The sequence below is a fragment of the Halanaerobium kushneri genome, from assembly GCF_900156285.1.
Lineage (GTDB): Bacteria > Bacillota > Halanaerobiia > Halanaerobiales > Halanaerobiaceae > Halanaerobium > Halanaerobium kushneri.
On sequence record NZ_FTNC01000015.1, the window covers coordinates 43,741 to 65,116 of the forward strand.

General features: G+C 32.5%; 24 protein-coding genes. 21 read left to right on the forward strand and 3 right to left on the reverse strand.

Annotation, left to right across the window (positions count from 1 at the left end):
• Positions 1 to 16 precede the first annotated feature (16 nt).
• The 16 genes from rsgA to BW929_RS10460 all read left to right on the forward strand — a co-directional run bounded on the left by rsgA (position 17) and on the right by BW929_RS10460 (position 14,729).
• Positions 17 to 1,048 (forward strand): ribosome small subunit-dependent GTPase A, encoded by a 1,032-nt coding sequence (rsgA, locus tag BW929_RS10390; RefSeq protein ID WP_076545423.1) that lies wholly within the window; start codon positions 17 to 19, stop codon positions 1,046 to 1,048.
• Positions 1,049 to 1,259: 211 nt separating this feature from the next.
• Complete coding sequence (locus BW929_RS15270; RefSeq protein WP_159437161.1) at positions 1,260 to 1,397, forward strand: hypothetical protein; 138 nt, start codon at positions 1,260 to 1,262, stop codon at positions 1,395 to 1,397.
• A complete protein-coding gene (locus BW929_RS10395; RefSeq protein ID WP_076545424.1) occupies positions 1,369 to 1,773 on the forward strand; it encodes a class I SAM-dependent methyltransferase in 405 nt (134 codons plus the stop codon). Before BW929_RS15270 ends, BW929_RS10395 begins: the two co-directional genes overlap by 29 nt.
• Before the next feature lies 1 nt (position 1,774).
• Positions 1,775 to 2,842 (forward strand): serine hydrolase domain-containing protein, encoded by a 1,068-nt coding sequence (locus BW929_RS10400; RefSeq protein ID WP_076545425.1) that lies wholly within the window; start codon positions 1,775 to 1,777, stop codon positions 2,840 to 2,842.
• Positions 2,843 to 3,052: 210 nt separating this feature from the next.
• On the forward strand, positions 3,053 to 3,493 hold the full coding sequence (locus BW929_RS10405) for an NUDIX domain-containing protein (protein WP_076545426.1): 441 nt from the start codon (positions 3,053 to 3,055) through the stop codon (positions 3,491 to 3,493).
• Positions 3,494 to 3,595: 102 nt separating this feature from the next.
• Entirely contained in the window at positions 3,596 to 4,633 is a 1,038-nt protein-coding gene (locus tag BW929_RS10410) for a S66 family peptidase (protein WP_076545427.1), read from the forward strand.
• A gap of 130 nt (positions 4,634 to 4,763) precedes the next feature.
• Positions 4,764 to 5,228, forward strand: a complete 465-nt coding sequence (locus BW929_RS10415) for a pyridoxamine 5'-phosphate oxidase family protein (protein WP_076545428.1) — start codon at positions 4,764 to 4,766, stop codon at positions 5,226 to 5,228.
• A gap of 65 nt (positions 5,229 to 5,293) precedes the next feature.
• On the forward strand, positions 5,294 to 6,403 hold the full coding sequence (aroC, locus tag BW929_RS10420; protein ID WP_076545429.1) for a chorismate synthase: 1,110 nt from the start codon (positions 5,294 to 5,296) through the stop codon (positions 6,401 to 6,403).
• 118 nt (positions 6,404 to 6,521) lie between these two features.
• Positions 6,522 to 7,508 (forward strand): YhdH/YhfP family quinone oxidoreductase, encoded by a 987-nt coding sequence (locus tag BW929_RS10425; protein WP_076545430.1) that lies wholly within the window; start codon positions 6,522 to 6,524, stop codon positions 7,506 to 7,508.
• 45 nt (positions 7,509 to 7,553) lie between these two features.
• Complete coding sequence (gene hydF, locus BW929_RS10430; RefSeq protein ID WP_076545431.1) at positions 7,554 to 8,792, forward strand: [FeFe] hydrogenase H-cluster maturation GTPase HydF; 1,239 nt, start codon at positions 7,554 to 7,556, stop codon at positions 8,790 to 8,792.
• 64 nt (positions 8,793 to 8,856) lie between these two features.
• Positions 8,857 to 10,281 (forward strand): aspartate ammonia-lyase, encoded by a 1,425-nt coding sequence (locus BW929_RS10435; RefSeq protein ID WP_076545432.1) that lies wholly within the window; start codon positions 8,857 to 8,859, stop codon positions 10,279 to 10,281.
• A 36-nt stretch (positions 10,282 to 10,317) separates the two neighbouring features.
• Positions 10,318 to 10,656 carry a cytoplasmic protein gene (locus BW929_RS10440; RefSeq protein WP_076545433.1) on the forward strand — a complete coding sequence of 113 codons (339 nt, stop codon included), beginning with the start codon at positions 10,318 to 10,320 and terminating at the stop codon, positions 10,654 to 10,656.
• A 357-nt stretch (positions 10,657 to 11,013) separates the two neighbouring features.
• Positions 11,014 to 11,856, forward strand: a complete 843-nt coding sequence (locus tag BW929_RS10445; protein ID WP_076545434.1) for an ABC transporter ATP-binding protein — start codon at positions 11,014 to 11,016, stop codon at positions 11,854 to 11,856.
• Positions 11,807 to 12,688 (forward strand): iron-hydroxamate ABC transporter substrate-binding protein, encoded by an 882-nt coding sequence (locus BW929_RS10450; RefSeq protein ID WP_076545435.1) that lies wholly within the window; start codon positions 11,807 to 11,809, stop codon positions 12,686 to 12,688. The genes BW929_RS10445 and BW929_RS10450 overlap by 50 nt, the downstream gene beginning before the upstream one ends.
• Before the next feature lie 29 nt (positions 12,689 to 12,717).
• Positions 12,718 to 13,722, forward strand: a complete 1,005-nt coding sequence (locus BW929_RS10455) for a FecCD family ABC transporter permease (RefSeq protein WP_076545436.1) — start codon at positions 12,718 to 12,720, stop codon at positions 13,720 to 13,722.
• Positions 13,722 to 14,729 (forward strand): FecCD family ABC transporter permease, encoded by a 1,008-nt coding sequence (locus BW929_RS10460; RefSeq protein WP_076545437.1) that lies wholly within the window; start codon positions 13,722 to 13,724, stop codon positions 14,727 to 14,729. The genes BW929_RS10455 and BW929_RS10460 overlap by 1 nt, the downstream gene beginning before the upstream one ends.
• Here BW929_RS10460 and arsB read toward each other — a convergent pair.
• From arsB to BW929_RS10475, 3 genes are all read right to left on the reverse strand, one after another.
• The gene (gene arsB, locus BW929_RS10465; RefSeq protein ID WP_084566171.1) at positions 14,726 to 15,808 is read right to left on the reverse strand and encodes an ACR3 family arsenite efflux transporter; all 1,083 of its coding nucleotides are present in this window, start codon (positions 15,806 to 15,808) and stop codon (positions 14,726 to 14,728) included. The two genes, BW929_RS10460 and arsB, sit on opposite strands and share 4 nt — an antisense overlap.
• Positions 15,809 to 15,994: 186 nt before the next feature.
• The gene (locus BW929_RS10470; protein ID WP_076545438.1) at positions 15,995 to 16,396 is read right to left on the reverse strand and encodes an arsenate reductase ArsC; all 402 of its coding nucleotides are present in this window, start codon (positions 16,394 to 16,396) and stop codon (positions 15,995 to 15,997) included.
• A 16-nt stretch (positions 16,397 to 16,412) separates the two neighbouring features.
• Positions 16,413 to 16,787 (reverse strand): ArsR/SmtB family transcription factor, encoded by a 375-nt coding sequence (locus BW929_RS10475; RefSeq protein ID WP_076545439.1) that lies wholly within the window; start codon positions 16,785 to 16,787, stop codon positions 16,413 to 16,415.
• A gap of 291 nt (positions 16,788 to 17,078) precedes the next feature.
• Between BW929_RS10475 and BW929_RS10480 the strand changes: the two genes are divergently transcribed.
• From BW929_RS10480 to BW929_RS10500, 5 genes are all read left to right on the forward strand, one after another.
• On the forward strand, positions 17,079 to 17,936 hold the full coding sequence (locus BW929_RS10480; protein ID WP_076545440.1) for a VOC family protein: 858 nt from the start codon (positions 17,079 to 17,081) through the stop codon (positions 17,934 to 17,936).
• Positions 17,937 to 18,223: 287 nt separating this feature from the next.
• Positions 18,224 to 18,574 carry a DUF3147 family protein gene (locus tag BW929_RS10485; protein ID WP_076545441.1) on the forward strand — a complete coding sequence of 117 codons (351 nt, stop codon included), beginning with the start codon at positions 18,224 to 18,226 and terminating at the stop codon, positions 18,572 to 18,574.
• A 228-nt stretch (positions 18,575 to 18,802) separates the two neighbouring features.
• Complete coding sequence (locus BW929_RS10490; RefSeq protein WP_076545442.1) at positions 18,803 to 19,012, forward strand: 2TM domain-containing protein; 210 nt, start codon at positions 18,803 to 18,805, stop codon at positions 19,010 to 19,012.
• Between the two features lie 41 nt (positions 19,013 to 19,053).
• A complete protein-coding gene (locus BW929_RS10495) occupies positions 19,054 to 20,043 on the forward strand; it encodes an MBL fold metallo-hydrolase (RefSeq protein ID WP_076545443.1) in 990 nt (329 codons plus the stop codon).
• A 390-nt stretch (positions 20,044 to 20,433) separates the two neighbouring features.
• A complete protein-coding gene (locus BW929_RS10500; RefSeq protein ID WP_076545444.1) occupies positions 20,434 to 21,270 on the forward strand; it encodes a PaaX family transcriptional regulator C-terminal domain-containing protein in 837 nt (278 codons plus the stop codon).
• Positions 21,271 to 21,376: the final 106 nt, after the last annotated feature.

The window sequence follows — 21,376 nt, forward strand, 5'->3', positions numbered from 1 at the left end:
ATAGGAGGAAATAAGATTGAATTTAATAGATTTAGGTTGGAATCAGGATTTTGAAGATAAACTAGCCCAAACTAAAAAACGGGATGATTTTCAAATAGCTCGAGTAGCTATAGAATATAAAGGAATGTACAAGTTATATACTGAAGCAGGAGAGGTTTTAGCTGAGGTAAAGGGTAAGATGCGCTATAATAATAACTTTCCTGCAGTAGGAGACTGGGTAGTAATAGATCTGCAGGATAATGGAGCAAGAGCAATTATCCATGATATACTGCCCAGAAAAAGTAAATTTTCACGCAAGGTTGCAGGAGATGACACTAAAGAACAGATAGTAGCTGCCAATATTGATACGATATTTATTGTTACTTCCTTGAACCAGGATTTTAATTTAAGAAGACTGGAAAGATATTTAACAATTGCCTGGGATAGTGGTGCTAAACCGGTAATAGTGTTGAGTAAGGCGGATTTATGTGAAGATCCGGAGGCAAAAAAAGTTGAAGTGGAAACTGTAGCTTTTGGAGTTCCAATTCATATAGTTAGTTCACTAAGTGGAGAAGGACTGAATGAACTGGAAGAATATTTAGAGACTGGATATACAGCAGCTTTATTAGGATCTTCTGGAGTTGGAAAATCCACGATTATTAATCAGCTGATGGGCAGCGAAAAAATGGAGGTTAATGAGATTAGAGTCAGTGATGGTAGAGGTAAGCATACTACAACTCACCGGGAATTAATTGTTCTGGAAACAGGAGGTATTGTAATAGATACTCCCGGGATGAGGGAAATTCAGCTCTGGGATGGAAGTGAGGGAATCAAAGAGAGTTTTGAAGATATAGAAGCTCTGGCCCAGAGATGTAAATTTAATGACTGTCAGCATGATTCAGAACCGGGCTGTGCTGTTAAAAAAGCAATAGAAGAGGGAGAATTAACTGAGGAGAGATTGGAAAGCTATAGAAAATTAGAAAGAGAATTATTATTTATTGAACGCAAGAAAAAATATGGTACAGTACGAGCTGCTAAATTAATGAATAAAGACATATTTGGTTTTTAAACTTATAAGAAAAATCCTTCAAAATTTATTAAATTATTTTGGAGGATTTTTTACTTTATAATGGAAATATATCTTAGATTGAAAAATTGAAAAAATAAGTATTTGATAGTTTAGTATTGCTGCTAAATAATTATTCATTAAATTAAATTTATAAAGTGAAAGCTAAAAATATAATTATAAAGACAGACTTCAAGATAAGGATAGTGATTAAATGAGTAAAAAAGCAGAAAAAATGGATAATTTATTTGATGAAAGAGCAAATTCCTATGATGAACATATGAGAAACAATGTTGTTAATTTTGAAGAATTTTATAAAAGTATTGCCAGCCCAATTAGCAGAACAGATTAAAATAATTAATGATTCATATTTAACTGTAGATTTGCATCAAAAGGAATTTGATTATGTAATATCAGTAATGACTTTTCATCATTTATTATACAGTTCAAAAAAGAATTTATATACTAAAATTTGCAAATCGTTAAAAGTTGGTGGTAAATATATTGAAGGAGATTATATAGTTTCTGAAGAAAAAGAAAAGATTTTATTAGAAAAGTTTGAGTTAAGCAATCAAAATAAAAGCATAGAGGATGGCTTTTTTCATATTGATATTCCATTCTCACTAAAAACAGAAAAAGAACTGTTAAATGAAGCTGGTTTCCATAATTTTAATTTGATTTTTAAAAAAGATGAGGTAGCTGTTTATGTGCTCAGAAAGGAAGAGTAAAATGAAAAAAGAAAAGTTAAACGAAATTGAAAATACGTTCAGAAAAAGAGTAAAAAAAGACTCAAAAGTTAAAAATGCTTATTTGCTGCTTCATTCTGATAAATTAAATTTTCATTTAAATATTGCAGAGGGAAAAACTGCTGATTTAGATGCAGACCCTCAACAGCCCAATTATATGGCCAGTGTTGGCAAATTGTTTACTTCAACTATTATAAGTATTTTATATGAAAGAGGAAAACTTGATTTTAATGATAAAATCAGCAGTTATTTAGATGATGATTTGTTAAGTGGACTGCATATCTATAAAGGAAAAGATTATACTGATAGTATTACTATTAAACATCTGTTAAAACAACGCTCTGGTTTATATGACGATTTTTGGCCATTACTTGATAAAATAATTGAAGATAGCAATTTTAATATGAGTCCGCGAAAAGCTGTTATCTGGGCTAAAAACAATTTAAAATCTTATTCACCCCCTGGTAGAAAGACTAAATATACAGATACTAATTATCATATTTTAGGACTGATAATCGAAAATATAACTAAAAAACCATTTCATGAGGTACTAAAAGATGAAATTTTTCTTCCACTTGCAATGAAAAAATCATCAATGCTTCATTATTCTGAACCTCTGAAAGCATATTCCTTCCCGACTGCTCGCTTTAGTATTAACGGAAAGGTGCTTAATGATTCTAAGGCTTTTGCCGGACTTGATTTCAGTGGGGGTGGAGTTGTGGCAACTACTGAAGATTTACTTAAATTTATGCAGGCTTTAAATGCTGGTGAATTGATCAAAAAAGAAACCTTAAAGCAGATGATTAGTGATTCTAATAAATTATTTTTCGGTGTAGATTATGGCTATGGTATCTGGAAGTTTAAAACTATTCCAATTTTAATGCCAGAAAAATATTACTGCTGGGGTTGTGTTGGGGCAACAGGAGCCTTTATGTTTTATCATCCTCAGTTAGACACATATTTAATTGGGAATTTTAATGATGTATCTTATCAGCGTAAAGGGCTTAAATTTATGATAAATGTAATAAAAAAATTATTAAAGGCGGCATAAAAATAAACTTTATTGTTTAAATTATAAATTATAGATTTAAAATATAGATCTAGTCATACTTGGTTCTTTAAGAAGATTAAAAGTATTTATTTTAGAAAAAAGTTAATTTTACTGTTATAATAGAGATATTAAGTGCTTTGTTCTTACTGAGAATTAATGTTTAAATATTTTAGCTGATAAATATATTTAATTTAAAGAAGGGAGCCGATAATGAGTTATCCAGAACCAACAGTTGGAGCAGTAATATTTAACCCTGATGACAAAATACTTCTCTGTAAATCTCACAAATGGGGTGACAAGTATATTATTCCGGGAGGACATATTGAACTTGGAGAAAAAATGGAAGAAGCATTAAGGCGTGAAATTCTTGAAGAAACTGGTCTGGAAATATATGATATTAACCTAATCAGTATTAAAGAAAGTGTTTATAATGAGACTTTTCATGAAGAAAAACATTTTATTTTTATAGATTATATCTGCAGAACAGATTCCACCAGCGTGATTTTAAATGATGAGGCGGAAGAATATGTGTGGGTTGATTTAAACGAAGCAGATAATTACGAATTAGGTGGATTTATTAAGCCACTTTTAGATGAACTGAAAAATGGGCAGGGATCAGATTTTAAAACAGAAGTTTTTTATGGATATTAATAACTATCCACTATCCAGAGGTTAATTTAATCGTCGAAGTATACTTTAGTTATTAACTTATTGAAAATAGATTAGAATTTTTATAAAAGAAAGGTGTTCTCAATGATTAAAGCAGAGAAATTAAAAAGGGGAGATAAAATAGCAGCTGTCAGCCTTTCCTGGGGTGGAGCAGGTGATAAAAAATTTAATTATAGATATAGAATAGGAAAGAAAAGAATAGAAGATATTTTTGGCTTAGAAGTAGTTGAAATGCCAAATACATTAAAGGGTAGTGAGTATTTATATCAAAATCCAGAAGCCAGAGCTGAAGATTTGATGAACGCATTCGAAAATAAAGAAATAAAAGCAATATTTTCTAATATAGGTGGAGATGATACTTTAAGATTACTGCCATATATCGATTTTGATATCATAAAAAATAATCCTAAAATTTTTATGGGGTATTCGGATACAACTGTTAATCATTTTATGTGCTATAAGGCAGGACTGACAAGCTTTTATGGTCCGAGTATACTGGGAGAATTTGCTGAAAATGTAGAAATGCATGATTATACTGTAGAATGGCTTAAAAAATCACTGTTTACAGACAGTGCTCCTGGTAAAATTTATCCCAGTCAAAACTGGACTTCTCAATTTTTAGCCTGGGATGATCAGGAAAATAGCCAAATAAAAAGAAAAATGGCCGAAAACCGAAAAGGATATGAACTTCTGCAGGGAGAAGGGAAAGTTAAAGGTGGATTAATTGGGGGCTGTATAGAAGTGCTGGACTGGTTAAGAGGAACTGTTCTCTGGCCTGAACTCGATGAGTGGGAAGATAAGATACTTTTTTTAGAAAGTAGTGAAGATAAACCATCTCCCGACTATATACGCTGGTACCTGAGAGCAATGGCGGCTCAGGGAGTTTTTGATAAAATTAAAGCATTAATTATAGCAAAGCCCTATGCTGAAAAATATTATGAAGAATATAAAGTAGAATATTTAAGAGTTATTCGAGATGAAGCTGGACGGGATGATTTACCGATTCTTTATAATCTAAACTTCGGCCATACTGCTCCAATGTGTATTTTACCGTATGGAGTAGAAGCAGAAATAAACTGTTCTGATAGGTCTTTTGCAATAACTGAATCAGGAACTGTTTAATATTAGAAGTATAAAGATTTGCTACTTAGAGTTAGAGGAAATTAGAACATAAATTAGATAAAAGTTAAAGAATATATTTTGAAATATTAACAGTTTTACAGTAAAGTATTAAATAGATGGAGGGATTTTGATGTTTAAAGAAATGCGCAGAAAAGACAGACAGATTGAAAAAAAGAAAGCAGAAACAGTTTTAAAAAATGGAGAATATGGTGTTTTAGCAACAGTAAACGAAAACGGTTATCCTTATGGAGTACCTCTAAGTTATGTTTTTTATAAGGGATCAATTTATTTTCACAGTGCTACTGAAGGTCAGAAGCTGGCTAATATTGAAAACAATAATAAAGTTTCATTTACAGTTGTTGGTAAGACCGATGTTGTAGCCGAAAAGTTTACTACTAAATATGAAAGTGTAATTATCTTTGGTAGAGCTGTTGAAGTATCTGAAAATGAAAAAGAGGAAGCACTTTTAGAGTTGATAAAAAAATATTCTCCAGATTATGTTGAAGAGGGCAGCCAATATATTAAAAAAACAGGCAGTGCGGCTAAAGTTATTAAAATTGAAAGTGATCACATATCTGGTAAGGAAAGAGCATAAAATTTTAACTTAGATTGAATTTTAAATTAAAATTAAACTTAAACATAATATGAGGTGTTTTAATAATGGCAGGTTCAATATTAGGTGATATATTTAAAATTTCAACCTGGGGAGAATCTCACGGTAAGGCCCTTGGAGTTGTAATAGATGGTTGTCCGGCAGGACTTGAATTAAGTGAAGCAGATATACAAAAAGATCTGGATAGAAGAAAACCGGGTCAGTCTCCCTTTGCTACTCCAAGAAAAGAAGGAGATAAAATTGAGATTTTATCCGGAGTATTTGAAGGTAGAACAACAGGAACACCAATTTCGTTAATAATATATAATAAAAATCAGAAATCAAAGGATTACTCTGCTCTAAAAGATGTATATAGACCGGGGCAGTCAGATTATACATATGATTTAAAATATGGACATCGAGATCATAGGGGAAGTGGACGTTCTTCTGGAAGGGAAACAGCAGCAAGAGTAGCAGCAGGAGCAGTTGCAAAAAAACTGCTTTCAGTTTTAGGAATTGAAATAACAGCCTATACAGCTTCAATTGGTCCAATAGAGGTTGACCCTGATAACTTTGACCAGAATTATATAATGGATAACTTTTTATATATGCCTGATCAGGATGCTGTAAAAAAAGCAGAAGCATATTTAACTGAAATGATAGACGAAAATAATTCATCTGGTGGAACTATTGAATGTAATGTTAAAAATGTACCTGCAGGTCTGGGTGATCCTGTATTCGATAAATGTGAGGCTCTTCTTGCCAGGGCAGTTATGTCAATTGGAGCAACCAAAGGTGTAGAAATGGGAAAAGGTTTTAAAGCTGCTGAAATGAGTGGTTATGAACATAATGATTTTTATAGATATAATGATAGTGGAGAAATTATAAAAGAAACAAATAATGCTGGTGGGACTTTAGGAGGTATTACTGACGGCAGTGAAATTCAGCTTAGAGTTGCTGTAAAACCAACTCCTTCTATAGAGAAGACCCAGCTTGCAGTCAATAGATCCGGGGAAAATATTAATCTTAATATTCACGGCAGACATGATCCAATTATTGTTCCAAGAGCAGTTGTTGTTGTCGAATCAATGGTTGCTTTAACTTTAGTTGATTTACTATTGAAAAATATGACCTCAAGAATAGATTATATTAAAAAAGTATTTAATGCTGAAAATTAAAAGTAAAATTTTCTAACTATAAATTACAGTAAAAGTAATCGGCCTATATTTAACACTTTCCTTAAATTCTGATATTATTGTTATTATAAATTATTATTAAAACAAGGGGTGTTTAGCTATGGATAATATAAATTTTAAGGCCTTAGAAATAAGAGAAGTTGATAATAAATTTGAAAGAAATATTATAGAAAAAGAAATAAATGATCTTCCCGAAGGGGATATGCTTGTCAAAGTTAAATATTCATCCCTAAATTATAAGGATGCTCTTTCGGCAGCCGGAAACAGGGGAGTTACAAAAAATTATCCTCACACTCCCGGGATAGATGCTGCAGGTGTGGTGGTTGAAGATCAGAGCAGCAACTTTCAAGAAGGAGATAAAGTTATTGTTACTGGTTATGATCTGGGGATGGATACTGATGGTGGTTTTGAAGAATATATCAGGATTCCTTCAGAATGGGCTGTAAAACTGCCCCAAAATTTAACTCTAAAAGAGAGCATGATTTATGGGACAGCAGGTTTTACAGCAGCTCTTTCTGTATATAAATTGTTAGCATCAGAACTTCCTGGAAAAAAAGTTCTGGTTACTGGTCCTAGTGGTGGAGTTGGCAGTTTTGCCTGCAGTATTTTAGCCAAAAAAGGTTATCAGGTTACTGCAGCTACCGGAAAAACTGATGCCAGAGATTACTTTAATAATTTAGGAGTAAATGAGGTTATTAGTAGGTCTGAAATTGATGATAAATCTGGTAGAATGCTGCTTAAAGAAAAATGGGATGGGGTTATTGATACTGTTGGTGGAAATATGCTGGCAACAGCTATTAAATCAACTAAATATGCTGGAGCAGTTACCTGCTGTGGTAATGTTGCTTCGGCAGAATTACCGATTAATGTCTATCCATTTATTTTAAGAGGTGTCAGTTTACATGGTATTGATTCAGTTTTATGTGATAAAAAATTGAGAACTGAAATTTGGGATAAGCTGGCAGCAGATTGGAAGATAGAAAGTTTGGCTTCCATAGGTAAGGAAGTTGGTTTAAATAATTTAAGTAAGAATATTGATAAGATGCTTGCTGGAAATTCAAAAGGAAGAATTGTTGTTAAATTGTAAATAGATGTTTTAGATTTGTAAATATTATAAGAGGTGGAATATATAATGCAGGAAACACCAAAGGGGAATCGTCCCCATATTGGCGTCTTTGGTAGAAGAAATGCAGGAAAGTCAAGTTTGATAAATAGTTTAACAAATCAGGAACTGGCACTTGTTTCTGAAGTTCCCGGGACAACAACTGATCCGGTCTATAAGGCAATGGAGCTGCAGCCGCTTGGTCCGGTAATGATGATAGATACAGCCGGTATTGATGATAGCGGTGAACTTGGCAAACTGAGAGTTAAAAAAACCATGGAGGTCATTCGTAAAATTGATTTAGCTGTTATGGTTATAGATCCTGAACATGGAATTGAAGACTATGAGAAAGATTTATTAGCTAAATTTTCTGATGCAAATACCCCTGTTGTAGCTGTAGTAAATAAGACTGATCTTAATTTTAATCAGGCTGAGATATTCAGCAGTGTTGAAACTGAAACTGAAATTAAGCCTGTTTTTGTGAGCACTGTTGCCAAAGAAGGAATAGAAGCTTTAAGAGAAGAGATAGTTAATAAAATGCCAGCAGATACAGAAGAATCTTTTATTGTTGGTGATTTAGTCAATCCAGGTGATACTATTGTTCTGGTTACTCCTATTGATCTTGCTGCTCCCAAGGGGAGGTTAATCTTACCTCAGGTGCAGACAATCAGGGACATTCTTGATCATGACGGAATAACAATGGTCTGTAAGGAAAGAGAACTAAAACTTACTCTGGATAAATTAAAAGAACCTCCCAAGCTTGTTGTTACAGACTCACAGGCTTTTATGAAAGTAGATGCTGACGTACCAGATGATATACTCTTAACCGGATTTTCTATTTTATTTGCCCGCTATAAAGGTGATCTTGAAATCTTTTTGAGAGGGGCAAAGAAAATGGAGAATTTACAGCCAGGAGATAAAGTTCTAATAGCAGAAGCCTGCACTCACCGTCGGCAAGCAGACGATATTGGTACAGTTAAGCTTCCCCGCTGGTTAAGATCAAGAGTAGGTGGAGAGCTAGAATTTGATCATGTTTCGGGAAGAGAATATCCGGATAACTTAACAGATTATGATCTTATTCTTCACTGCGGCAGCTGTATGTTAAATAAAAAAGAAGTGCTGTCCAGACTTAAAGAGGCCGATGAGCTTGGTGTTCCAGTTATTAATTACGGGATGGCAATTGCTCAACTGCACGGTATTTTAGATAGAGCTTTAAAACCATTTACTTCTGCTTACAGAATGTGGCTGGCTGAAAAAGAAGAATTTTAATAAAATATACTGTTAAATTGCGAAAGCTTATATTTTATATTATAAAAATTTAGGAGATGGATTGATGTTTAAAGATACAAATCAAGAAGATTACGGTTCTACCCGGGTAGAAAAAGATAGTATTGGTGAAAAGAAGATAGCAGCTGATTCTTATTATGGGATCAATAGTATTAGAGCCCGGGAAAATTTTAATATTAGCAGGGAAAATGTTCATCCTGAACTGATTAGGTCAATTGCTGTTATTAAACAGGCAGCAGCAGCAACAAACTATGAGCTGGGGTTGTTAGAAGAAGGAAAAAAGGATGCTATTTTAGAGGCCTGTTCTGAGATAATAAATTCAAATGTAGCTGAGGAATTAAAGCTTGATGCTTTTCAGGGTGGTGCAGGAACTTCAACAAATATGCTGGTAAATGAGATAGCTGCCAATCGGGCTCTGGAAATACTGGGGCATAAAAAAGGTGACTATCATATTATTCATCCCAATGATGATCTTAATAAAGGACAGTCTACAAATGATGTTTATCCAACAGCACTAAGAATTGCTGTTCTAAAGCTGCTTGTACCTCTGACAGAATCGGTATCAAAACTGCAGAGTGCTTTACAGGCAAAGGAAAAAGAATTTTCTTCAATAATTAAACTTGGGAGAACTCAACTTCAGGATGCAGTACCTATTACTTTAGGACAGGAATTTTCAGCATATGCTGAAGCTGTAAATAGAGATCGCTGGCGTCTTTATAAGATTACTGATAGGTTGAAAAAAATAAATCTTGGCGGTACAGCTGTTGGTACCGGACTTAATACATCTCATTCCTATATTTTTAAAATTGCCAAACAGCTTAGAAATTTCAGTGGCTTAAGTCTTTCTCATTCTGAAAATATGATTGATATTACTCAGAATATGGATATTTTTGTTGAAGTCTCAGGATTATTAAAGGCAGCTGCAGTAAATTTAAATAAGATTGCCAGTGATTTAAGGCTGCTTGCTTCAGGTCCAGCTGGTGGGATTGGAGAGATCAGACTTCCTGCAGTACAGGCGGGTTCTTCAATAATGCCGGGGAAAGTAAATCCAGTGATCTGTGAGATGATCAACCAGCTTTCTATTGAAGTTATCTGCTGTGATCAGGCTATAACTATGGCAGCCAGAGATGGCCAGTTAGAATTAAATGCTTTTGGTCCTCTTATTGCCAGTAAAATATTAAAAAGCTTAGAGATGATGAAAAATGGGATAGATAAGTTTGTTGATAAATGTATTAAGGGGATTGAGGTAAACCAGGATAGATGCCAGCAAATTTTAGATAATAGTCTGGCTGTGATCACCAGCCTTGTTCCCTACATAGGTTATGATCAGGCGAGTATTCTGGCCAGGGAAGTACGGGAAAGTGATAAAACACTGCGGGAGTTAATTGTAGAAAAGAATATATTCAGCAAATCGGAACTGGAAGAAATATTAAAAATAGAGAATATGACTTCTCCAGGGAGAAAAAAATAAAAATTTGATTTAAAATATTAAAGGGAGGTTATTTAATTGCAAAAATTTGCTTTTTTTGCGTTTAACGGTAATTTAATGTGTTTTCAGCATGTGCTCCTTAATGTTCTTGATTTAGATGAAAAGGGTCATGAAACAAAGGTGATAATTGAAGGGGAAGCTGTAACCTTAATTCAAAAACTTGAAGAATCTAATAACAAACTTTATTTTGAAGCAAAAGAAAAAGGACTTATTGATTGTATTTGCAGGGCCTGTTCTGCTAAACTTGGAGTTCTTAAATATAATCAAAGCACTGAGATTCCCTTAAAAGGAGATATGAGCGGTCATCCTTCGATGAAATCTTACATAGAAGCTGGGTTTGAAATCATTACACTTTAAGATAAAAACAGCTATCTGCCATTAGATTAACAGGTAGTTGTTTTTACAATGGTCTGGGAAGTATCTCAACCATAACAAATTCTACTCCATTAATTGATGTTGAATTATCGTGACAGGCTTTATGAGTGTAAGTGGAGTCAAAAAGAATTTAAGGTTTGAAGTAATTTAGAGTATTAAAGAATAAATCAGAGTAATCAACTTATATTTAAATTTTTGGCTAGATAATCCATTTGAAAATGAAACAGAATTAATTTATACTAGAAAAGACTGCTAAAGTTAATAAGTAGTCTTTTTTTATTCTGCATTGAGAATGAATTTCATTTTCGCTGAATTGAAAAATTATGGAGGTGCATTTATATATTACTAAATACAAAGAATTTAAAAGTTGGATATGATGATAATCTTGTTGTTAAAGGTTTAGATATAGAGATTCCTGAACATAAAGTTACAGCTATTATTGGAGCAAATGGAAGTGGTAAATCAACTTTACTTAAAGCTATTACCAGGATAATTCCCTATAGTTCAGGAAATATTATTTTAAATGGCAAAGATATTTCTACTATTGATACAAAAGAACTTGCAAAAAAATTATCAATTTTGCCTCAAACTCAGGAGATTGCTGATGGTCTTACAGTAGGGGAACTTGTTTCCTATGGACGTTTTCCACATCAAAGTGGATTTGGCCGGCTTAAAAAAGAAGACTATGAGGCAATTAATTGGGCACTTGAGGTTACAGGTACAGAAAAGTTTAAATATCGATCTTTACAGGCTTTATCCGGTGGTCAACGGCAGAGAGTATGGATAGCGATGGCACTGGCGCAGGAGACAGATACAATTTTTTTAGATGAGCCAACAACCTATCTTGATTTAGCTCATCAATTGGAAGTATTAACACTGCTTGATAGTTTAAATCAAAAGGAAAGACGTACGATTGTTATGGTCTTACATGATTTAAACCATGCGGCCCGTTTTGCTGATTATATTATTGCAATGAAAGACGGTAAAGTGGTTAAAGCTGGAAGTCCAGAAGAGGTTATTTCAGCTGAGGTATTAAAAGAAATTTTCAATATTGATGCTCTTATTGGTAAAGACCCTGTAACAGATAAACCGATGTGTGTAACATATAATATTATAAATGGAGGTAATAATGATGAAAAAGAGAATTTTAGCGATTACGGTGATACTGCTTCTGGTTTCTAGTTTTACAATGCTCGCAGCTGAGCCTAAAAATACAATTACTTATCAGTCAGAAAATGGCCCGATAGAGGTGCCTGCAAATCCGGAAAGAGTTATAGTGCTGTCCACTTTTACAGGAAATGTTCTGGCTTTAGATGTTAACTTGGTAGGAGTGGACTCCTGGTCTAAAAATAATCCAAATTATGATCTGGAGGGAATTCCAGCAGTAAGTGATGATAATCTGGAAAAAATATTGGAATTAAATCCTGACCTAATTATTGGGCTGTCAAATATAAAAAACATCAGTAGATTAAAGCAAATAGCACCAACTGTAACCTTTACATATGGCAGGCTTGATTATCTAGAACAGCATCTTGAAATAGCTAAACTGCTTAATAAGGAAGAAGAGGCAAGAAAATGGATAAACGATTTTAAAGCAAGAGCAGCAGAAGCTGGTCAAAAAATTAAAGATAAAATTGGAGAAGATGCAACTGTAACAGTTATTGAAAACTTTGATAAAGAATTATATGTTTTTGGAGAAAATTGGGCCCGAGGTACTGAAATATTATATCAGGAAATGGAACTGAAAATGCCGGATAGAGTTAAAGAGCTTGCTTTAGAAACTGGATTTCATGCACTTTCATTTGAGGTTTTACCTGAAATTGCCGGTGACTATCTAATAATTTCAAAAAACTCTGATTCTGACACATCTTTTCAGGAAACTGAAACATATGAAAATATTCCGGCTGTTGAAAATGACAGAGTTTTTGAAGCAGATGCAAAAAAGTTCTATTTTAATGATCCAATAACACTTGAATATCAGCTTGAATTTATCAAGGATAGTTTTTTAAATTAAGACTAATTTTTATATAATGAGGGTTTTTAATGGAAAATGAAAAGAATAGAATGGAATTTAAATATCTTATATTGAGTAGTTTTGTCCTGCTCATTTTATCCTTTTTTGCTGCAGCAGCACTTGGAGCAGCTGAAATACCTTTTTCTCAGGTCTGGAAGGCAATCACTTTTACTGGCAGCTCAGATAATATTTTAATGATCCAGGAAATAAGGCTTCCCAGGATTACAGCAGCAGTTATTGTTGGAGCAGCACTTGCGGTTTCTGGAGCTGTAATGCAAGGAATGACAAGAAATCCCCTGGCTGATCCTGGTTTATTTGGATTGACAGCAGGAGCAAATGCGGCTCTTGCTTTTGCTATTGCACTTTTTCCAGCTCTTAATTATTTTGGAACAATGCTTGCCAGTTTTATCGGAGCAGCTGCAGGAGCTGGACTGGTTTTTGGAATAGCATCTCTTAATAAACGGGGATTTTCACCTTTTAGAATTGTTCTGGCAGGATCAGCAGTTTCTACTTTTCTTTATGCTGTAGCTGAAGGAGTTGGAATTTATTTTCAGATTTCTAAAGATGTTTCAATGTGGACAGCAGGAGGATTGGTGGGAGTATCCTGGAGTCAAGTTTTTACAATAACTCCTTTTATTATTCTGGGTCTGACTGCAGCTTTCTTTTTATCACGACAGCTGACTATTTTAAGTTTAAAAGAGGAAATTGCAATCGGTCTGGGACAGAAAGTTTTAAAAACAAAGGTAATTTTATTTTTGGTGATTATTATCTTAACTGGCGCTGCTGTTGCTTTAGTGGGTAATATTGTCTTTTTAGGATTAATGATACCACATATTGTAAGAGCTGCTGCAGGAAGAGATTATAGATATGTTCTTCCACTTTCTGCTGTTTTTGGCTCCACTTTTATGCTGCTGGCAGATCTTTTGGGACGTACTATAAATGCACCTTACGAAACCCCAGTTGTTGCAATTATTGCTATACTTGGACTGCCGTTTTTTTTAATTATTGTTAACAGAAGGAGAAGCGATTTTTAATGATTCATCCAGAGACTATAAAAAAACAGCGTTTAATAATTTTAATTTTGTTTTCATTAATAATTTTGACCTCAGTCCTAAATCTGGTATTAGGAAATTCTATCTTATCACTTGATAGAATATTACCAGTTCTAATGGGGGAGGGTAATTTTAATGAAAATTTTATTTTGTTTTCTATTCGCCTTCCCAGGCTTATAATTACAATTCTGGCGGGGATGGCACTTGCTCTTTCTGGTTCAATACTACAGGAACTGACACGAAATGATCTGGCTGATCCGGGTATAATTGGAATTAACTCTGGAGCTGGTTTTGCAGTTGCTTTATTTTTTCTTTATTTTCCAGTAGAAGCAGGAAAATTTATTTTTTTACTTCCTTTAGCAGCATTTGCAGGAGCATTAGTAACCGCTATTTTAATTTATCTTTTTTCTTACAGCAGTAAAACAGGTTTAAAGCCTGTTAAACTCATCTTAGTTGGGGTTGGTTTTTCCACAGCATTATCCGGTGCGATGATGGTTTTAATTTCTTCTGCAGATAGAGCAAAAGTAGAATTTATTTCTCGCTGGCTTGCTGGTGATATTTGGGGAACAGACTGGCCATTTGTACTGGCACTGCTGCCCTGGATTTTAATTTTACTGCCATCTGCATTTTACAAAGCCAACAGCTTAAATATTCTTGCATTAGGAAATGAAGTTTCAGTTGGCGTAGGGATGAAGGTAAAAAAAGAGCAGGGGATTTTACTGTTGATAGCTGTAGGTCTTGCTGCAGCAGCAGTATCAGTGAGTGGTGGAATTGCATTTATTGGTCTAATGGCTCCCCATATTGCCAAGACTTTGATAGGAAAAAGAAACCAGCTCTTTATTCCAGTAGCTGTTTTAACTGGAGGCTGGCTTCTACTTGCTGCAGATACAGTTGGGAGAAATATATTTCAACCAGAAGGTATAGCCGCAGGAATTATGGTAGCAGTAATTGGAGCTCCATATTTTGTTTATTTAATTTCGAATAACTAAAAATATTTTTTAGTTTTATTTGCTATTTTAACCAGAGTTAACATCACTGGAACCTCAACTAAAACTCCAACAACTGTTGCAAGTGCTGCCCCGGACTGCAGACCAAAAACTGAAATAGCAGTAGCTACAGCCAGTTCGAAAAAATTGCTGGCTCCGATCATACCTGCAGGAGCAGCTACAGAATGTTTAATCTTCCAGATCTTAGACCATCCATAAGCAATAAAAAAGATAAAGAAGGTTTGAATAGTCAGCGGTACTGCAATTAAGAGAATATGGAAGGGATTATTCAAAATAACATCTCCCTGAAAAGAGAAGAGTATAATTAAGGTTAAAAGTAGGCCAACGATTGTTAATTCACTTAAATTTTTCAGAAAAACATTTTCAAACCACTCTCTACCTTTATTTTTAATTAGATATTTACGAGATACATAACCGGCACTTAAAGGCACGACAATATACAGGATTACTGATAATAAAATAGTATTCCAGGGTACTGTAAGTTCATTTAATCCTAAAAGAAACATGACTAAAGGAGCATAGGCAAAGACAAGGACTAAATCATTTATTGAAACCTGAATTAAGGTATAAGCTGGATCCCCATCAGTAAGGTAGCTCCAGACAAAAACCATTGCCGTACAGGGAGCTGCTCCAAGCAAAATGGCACCAGCAACATATTCCTGAGCCAGTCCGGCCGGAATAAAATTTTTAAATATTATCTGTAGAAAAAACCAGGAGAAAAAATACATTGTAAATGGTTTGATCAGCCAGTTGCTGACTAAAGTTACAGTTAAGCCTTTTGGCTTTTTACCCGCCTCAAAAATTGAACTAAAATCAATCTGAACCATCATTGGATAGATCATAAACCAGATTAAAATAGCAACTGGAATAGATACTTGAGTATATTCAAAATTGCTTAAAGTATTAGGAAAGGCAGGCCATAACCTTCCAACTGCAACTCCAATAATAATGCAGAGTCCTACCCAGACGCTCAAATATTTTTCGAAGACACTTAAAGAATTATCATTATTTGTAGCTTCACTTGCATCTTTTTCGTTTATATTTTTTAAATTATCACTCATAGTTATTTCTCCTTCTTTATATCATTAGATTCGATTTTACTCATATAAAACTTTAAAAATATAGAACAGCAGTCTGAAGAATCAAAACTGCTATTCTGCTTATTTTATAATATTTTGCTTTTATATGAATTAAAATATAATATGATTAAGCTAGTTTTAAATTAGAGCATGGCTTAAACAGCTGTATTATATTTCATCATTTTTTACTTTTTCAATTAAATCTTTAACTTTTTGATCAATAATTTCTCTTGTCTCTCTAAAGAAATCCATTGGGTGACCATCAGGATCATCTAATCCCCAGTCTTCCCTGAATTTACACGGTACATTAGGACATTCGACCCCACAGCCCATTGTAATTACAATATCAAGTTCAGATGGGATTTCTTCCAGTAATTTTGGATAATGATCACTGATATCTATACCAACTTCATCCATTGCCTTAACAGCATTTGGCTTTACTTCTGAAGATGGATTTGTACCTGCACTATAAACATCCAGGATATCACCGGCATATTCTCTTGCGAAACCTTCTGCCATCTGACTGCGGCAGGAATTACCAACACAAACAAAAGCTACTTTATACTTCATTTAGTTTCTCTCCCCTTTAATTATTATTTTGAAAAATATCGCTGTCTGGAAGTGTCTCACAGCTTAAAGAACTGGATTTGTATTTTTCCAGCCTTTTTAAATCTTCTCTGGCATCTTTATAATTAAGCAGTTCTTCTTCAATTAATAGCTTAATAAAATCATGTTCAGCCAGCAGATCATCATTTAGGTGATAATATATCCACTGAGCATTTTTTTGGCCCTTAATTAAATTAACCTGCTTTAATTTGGCCAGATGTCTGGAGGCATTGGATTGATTTACCTGCATAAGATTTTCTAATTCGCAGACACAGAGCTCACTCTTGGCTAAAAGATTTAAAATTCTAATTCTATTCTCATGGGCCAGAGCTTTTAAAATTTCAATAATATCCACTTTTGATCCTCCCTATATTTGAATATTCGATTTTAATCATATTAATATTATATTTTTATTTTTAAATAAAGTCAAGATTTTTATAGTTATTTTTCAAAAGTTAACATAGAATTAACTTAGAATTTAAATAGCTTTTTTTATTGAAATTTGTGGGGAATAGTAGAAAAATTTTGTTTTATAATTACTATTAATAAATTTTATTGCAATTTATAATCAAATTAGAACAAATAATATTATTAAATTAAAATTTATTAATAAATAATTTTAAAATTATAGAAAGGAAACAATAATATGAAGAAATTTCATGACAAACCAAATAGATATGTAGGAGAAATTGTATTAAGAGTTAAAGACCTGAATAAATCTCTAGACTTTTATAAGAATGTTATGGGTTTTGATATTTTAGAAGTACAAGAAGAAAAAGCTATATTAACAGCAGATGGTTTAACTCCTATAGTAACTCTAATTTATTCTGAAGATATAATAAAAAAAATTTCCAGGAAAACCGGATTATATCATTTTGCAATTTTACTGCCGGATAGATTTCAGCTGGGATTGTTTCTAAAAAATTTAGATGAAAATAATTATCCCATAACAGGTGGAGCAGATCATGGTGTAAGTGAAGCAATATATCTTAAGGATCCAGATGATAATGGAATTGAAGTTTATTCTGATTTTGACAGTAGTGATTGGAGGAGAAGAAACGAAAAGATAGAAATGGTAACTGATCCTCTTGATTATATGAGTTTGCTGGCTGAAATTGGTGATAATAAATGGACAGGAATGCCTAAAGAAACTAAAATAGGACATATTCACCTTCATGTTAATGACCTGGCAGAAGCGGAACAATTTTATGTTAAAGCTTTGGGCTTTGATATTATACAAAAAATGGGTGGATCTGCTTTATTCTTATCGACAGGTGGATATCATCATCATATTGGGTTAAATACCTGGAATGGTGTTGGTGCAGATCCTTTACCAGAAAACTCAGCAGGAATGGAATATTACACAATAAAGTTTCCGGGTGAAAAATCAAGAAATGAAAGTATTAAAAATTTAAAAAAATTAGGATATAAAGTTGTAGAAAAGGGAAATAATATATTTACAGAAGATCCTGCCGGTAATTCTATAAAAATAGTTGTTGATTAAAAATTGTTTTAAAATCAAAATCTGTAAAATTAAATATATGAGAATTTAAAGTAAAGCTAAAAACCTTCAGAAAAGTTATTGACTTTAATTTAGAGTGGGAGCTGTGATAAAATAAAAAAAAGTATTATTTTCTGAACATGATTTCTGTGATCTTGCCCTAAGGTATATAAAAACAAGAGTAAGTTATCAAATTTAAGTTAAAGTAGTAAAACACAAATTATTTTTGAAATTTATTAAGATGCCAGTCATTGTAAGGAATCAGCTTTGATATTGAGGAGTAGATATTCATGACATATTTAATATTTAAGACGTTAATTTCTGCGATTATAATTGTTGCTGTCTCAGAAATATCCAAAAGAAGTTCTCTGTTTGGAGCAATTTTAGCTTCACTTCCATTAGTTTCTTACTTAGGAATCATCTGGCTCTATATAGATACTCAAAGTAAGAAGCAGGTGGCTCAGCTGTCAAAAAGTGTTTTCTGGATGGTTATACCATCTTTATCTTTTTTTATTGTTCTGCCAGTATTATTAAAGTCTGAATTAAATTTTTATCTCTCACTGGCTATTTCAACAGTGATTATGGTTGCTGTATATTTTGGCATGGTATTTATACTGCAGAGATTTGGAGTTAATATCTAAAAATTTTTAATTAGTTAAATCGCGATGGAAAATTAAATAAAATTAGCATCTCAATTGGAGATGATTTACCCTCAGAGAAACTTCATTTGTTTAGTAGATAATGGTTTTTCTGGGGGTATTTATTTTTTGAAATAAATATAACATAAAAAAATATTGACAAATATAATGTTATAACATATAATTAAATTATATAAATTAATGTTATAAATTTGAGGAGGAGGAATAATAATGAGTAAAGGGATCGAAGAAAAAAGAAAAGGACTGTTTATACATTTATTTGCTTATTTAATGGTATGTCTAATTACATTTACAGTTGATATGTTAACTTCACCTGGTTTCTATTGGTTTTACTGGCCAGTATTAGGAATGGGAATTAGTGTAGCTATTCACTGGTTTGTTGATTTTGGTTATTACAATTATTTTGACAATAAACTATAAAATTTTTTTATTAGTATTTTAAATTATTGGAGGTAATATTAATGAAAACTAGAATATCCCCTATGTTGTGGCCTTTTTTAGCTGTGACTTCACCTTTATTAATACCTTTTCTAATTAAGAAAAATAGTTATTACAAGAATAATAAAATTAGAGCAGATAAATTAAATGCCCAAAGAATTAAAAAGGCAGAATCGATTGAATTACCTGAAGTAGAATCACTTAAAATAAAGGTGTTGGTTGAATGGAAAACTAAAAAAGACTTTTCAGGAGATGCTGGAGTTTCCTATCTTTTCAGCACTGAATATGGTTCTATGTTATTTGATATTGGACATGGTGGAGAAAATGATGTATTAGTAAGTAATGCTGAAATCTTTGATTTTGATTTAAATCAGATTAAGGCATTAATAGTGTCTCACTTGCATAAAGATCACATGGGAGGACTAAAAGCAGCTAGAGAAAAAACTGTTAAAGTTCCTGAAGTGCTGCTGCCGGATAGTAAAATTAATTGTTACCTTCCAGATACTGCTGAAGTAGATAATTTGAATCCAGTAATTATTGAAAAACCAGAGCTTCTAAATGCTGGTATAGCAACTACTGGTCCTCTTGCAAGAAGTCTCTTTTTCTTAGGTTATACTGAAGAACAGGCCTTAATAATTAATATAAAAGATAAAGGACTCGCTATATTTACAGGTTGTGGACATCCTACTATAGAGCTAATACTGGATATGGTCAAAAAGATTAGTGATCAACCCATATATGCAATAGGTGGAGGACTGCATTTTCCTTTAACAGAAGGCAGAGGAAATAGTTTTGGTTTTGAATTACAGCGAATATTTGGAACAGGAAAACCACCCTGGGAAAGTTTAAGCGAATCTGATTTGAAAAAAACTATAGATACCATCAATAAGGTTGAACCAGAAAAGGTGTTTTTGTCTGGACATGATTCCTGTGATTATGCCTTAAACTATTTTAAGAAGAATTTAAATGCAGAGTTAAAAACATTAAAAGCAGGAGATGATTTAAGAATATAAATTACAGTTTATTTCATAATATTATTTGTTAAGTTTTCCAGATGAAATTCATTTAAACTTCAGATAGAATATTGGTCTTTGTAATACTTCCTAAATATATTAGAGCACATTTAGCTAATATTTTAACTTTAAAAATCATTTATTAGTATGATAAAATTAATAAAGGTAACTTTTAATAGTTAGGAGATGCAAAATGGATAATATTCAAAGACAAGAAAAAATGGATGATTTTTTAACAGCAGAAAATATGATCAGCATATGAAAAAACATTGATAAAGTTGAAGAATTTTATAAAATGATTGCTGGTCCAATTGCTGAATTAGATTTATTGAATTTATTTAGAAAGTATTAAGCAAGGTTTAAAAATAAAATAATTGTAGGGGGGTTATGATGGGGATTACTATAAGAAATAAAGATAGTGTTACTGGGATTGTCTTATTTATTTTTAATTTACTGCAGGAATATAAAGATAGATCAGCTATGATTGAACAGGGAGATTTAATTAGTTATTTAAAAGTCTTTGGTAAAAGTGAAAGTTCAATAAGAATGGGTTTATCTAGAATGTCAAGATCAAAAGTAATAAAAAAAGTGAAGAAGGATAATGATATTTATTATGTGCTGGATGAAGATGGCAATGAATATATTGATATCTTTAGAAGAGGATTGAAAAATTTTCAGTTAAAATATAAAAAGAGAAAGAGTAATAATTGGGATTTTAACTGGAATTTATATATTTTCAAAGATTTTAAAAAGAGTGAAGTAGAAAATACAGATTTAATTGAAATTTTAACTGAGATGGGCTATGCAGAGATTGAGTTAAATGTCTGGGTTTCTCCTTATAATATGGGAAATCAAATGGATTTAATTTTAAATGAAAAAGAAGTAGAATATTTAAATATTAATGGTGAAATAAATACGAAAATAGATATCAGCAAATTTTTAAAAAAAGAATTTAATTTAAAGAAATTAAAAGAAGAGTATAATAAATTAATATCTATGATAGATGAAAATAATGAAATAATAAAAGATAAAGAACTTAAAACTAAAGAACTGCTTCCTCTACTTGGCTATACAGGCTGGGAATTCTATTCTATTGTGACTGAGGATCCATTTTTACCAAATAATATTTTGGAGGATTGGATAGGTGATAGAGCAGTCAAATTATTTTTCGATTATAGAAGAAAATTATTTAATGAGATTGCAGGCGAATTATTTGAAAAAAACTAAATGTTTGAGCAAACTGAGCTTTCTAGAAAGTCTATTAATTTAGATTTGCTGGAAGCTCTTTTTTTATTTCTTTTATTTTTCTCTTGACATATTAAAAATAAGGGAG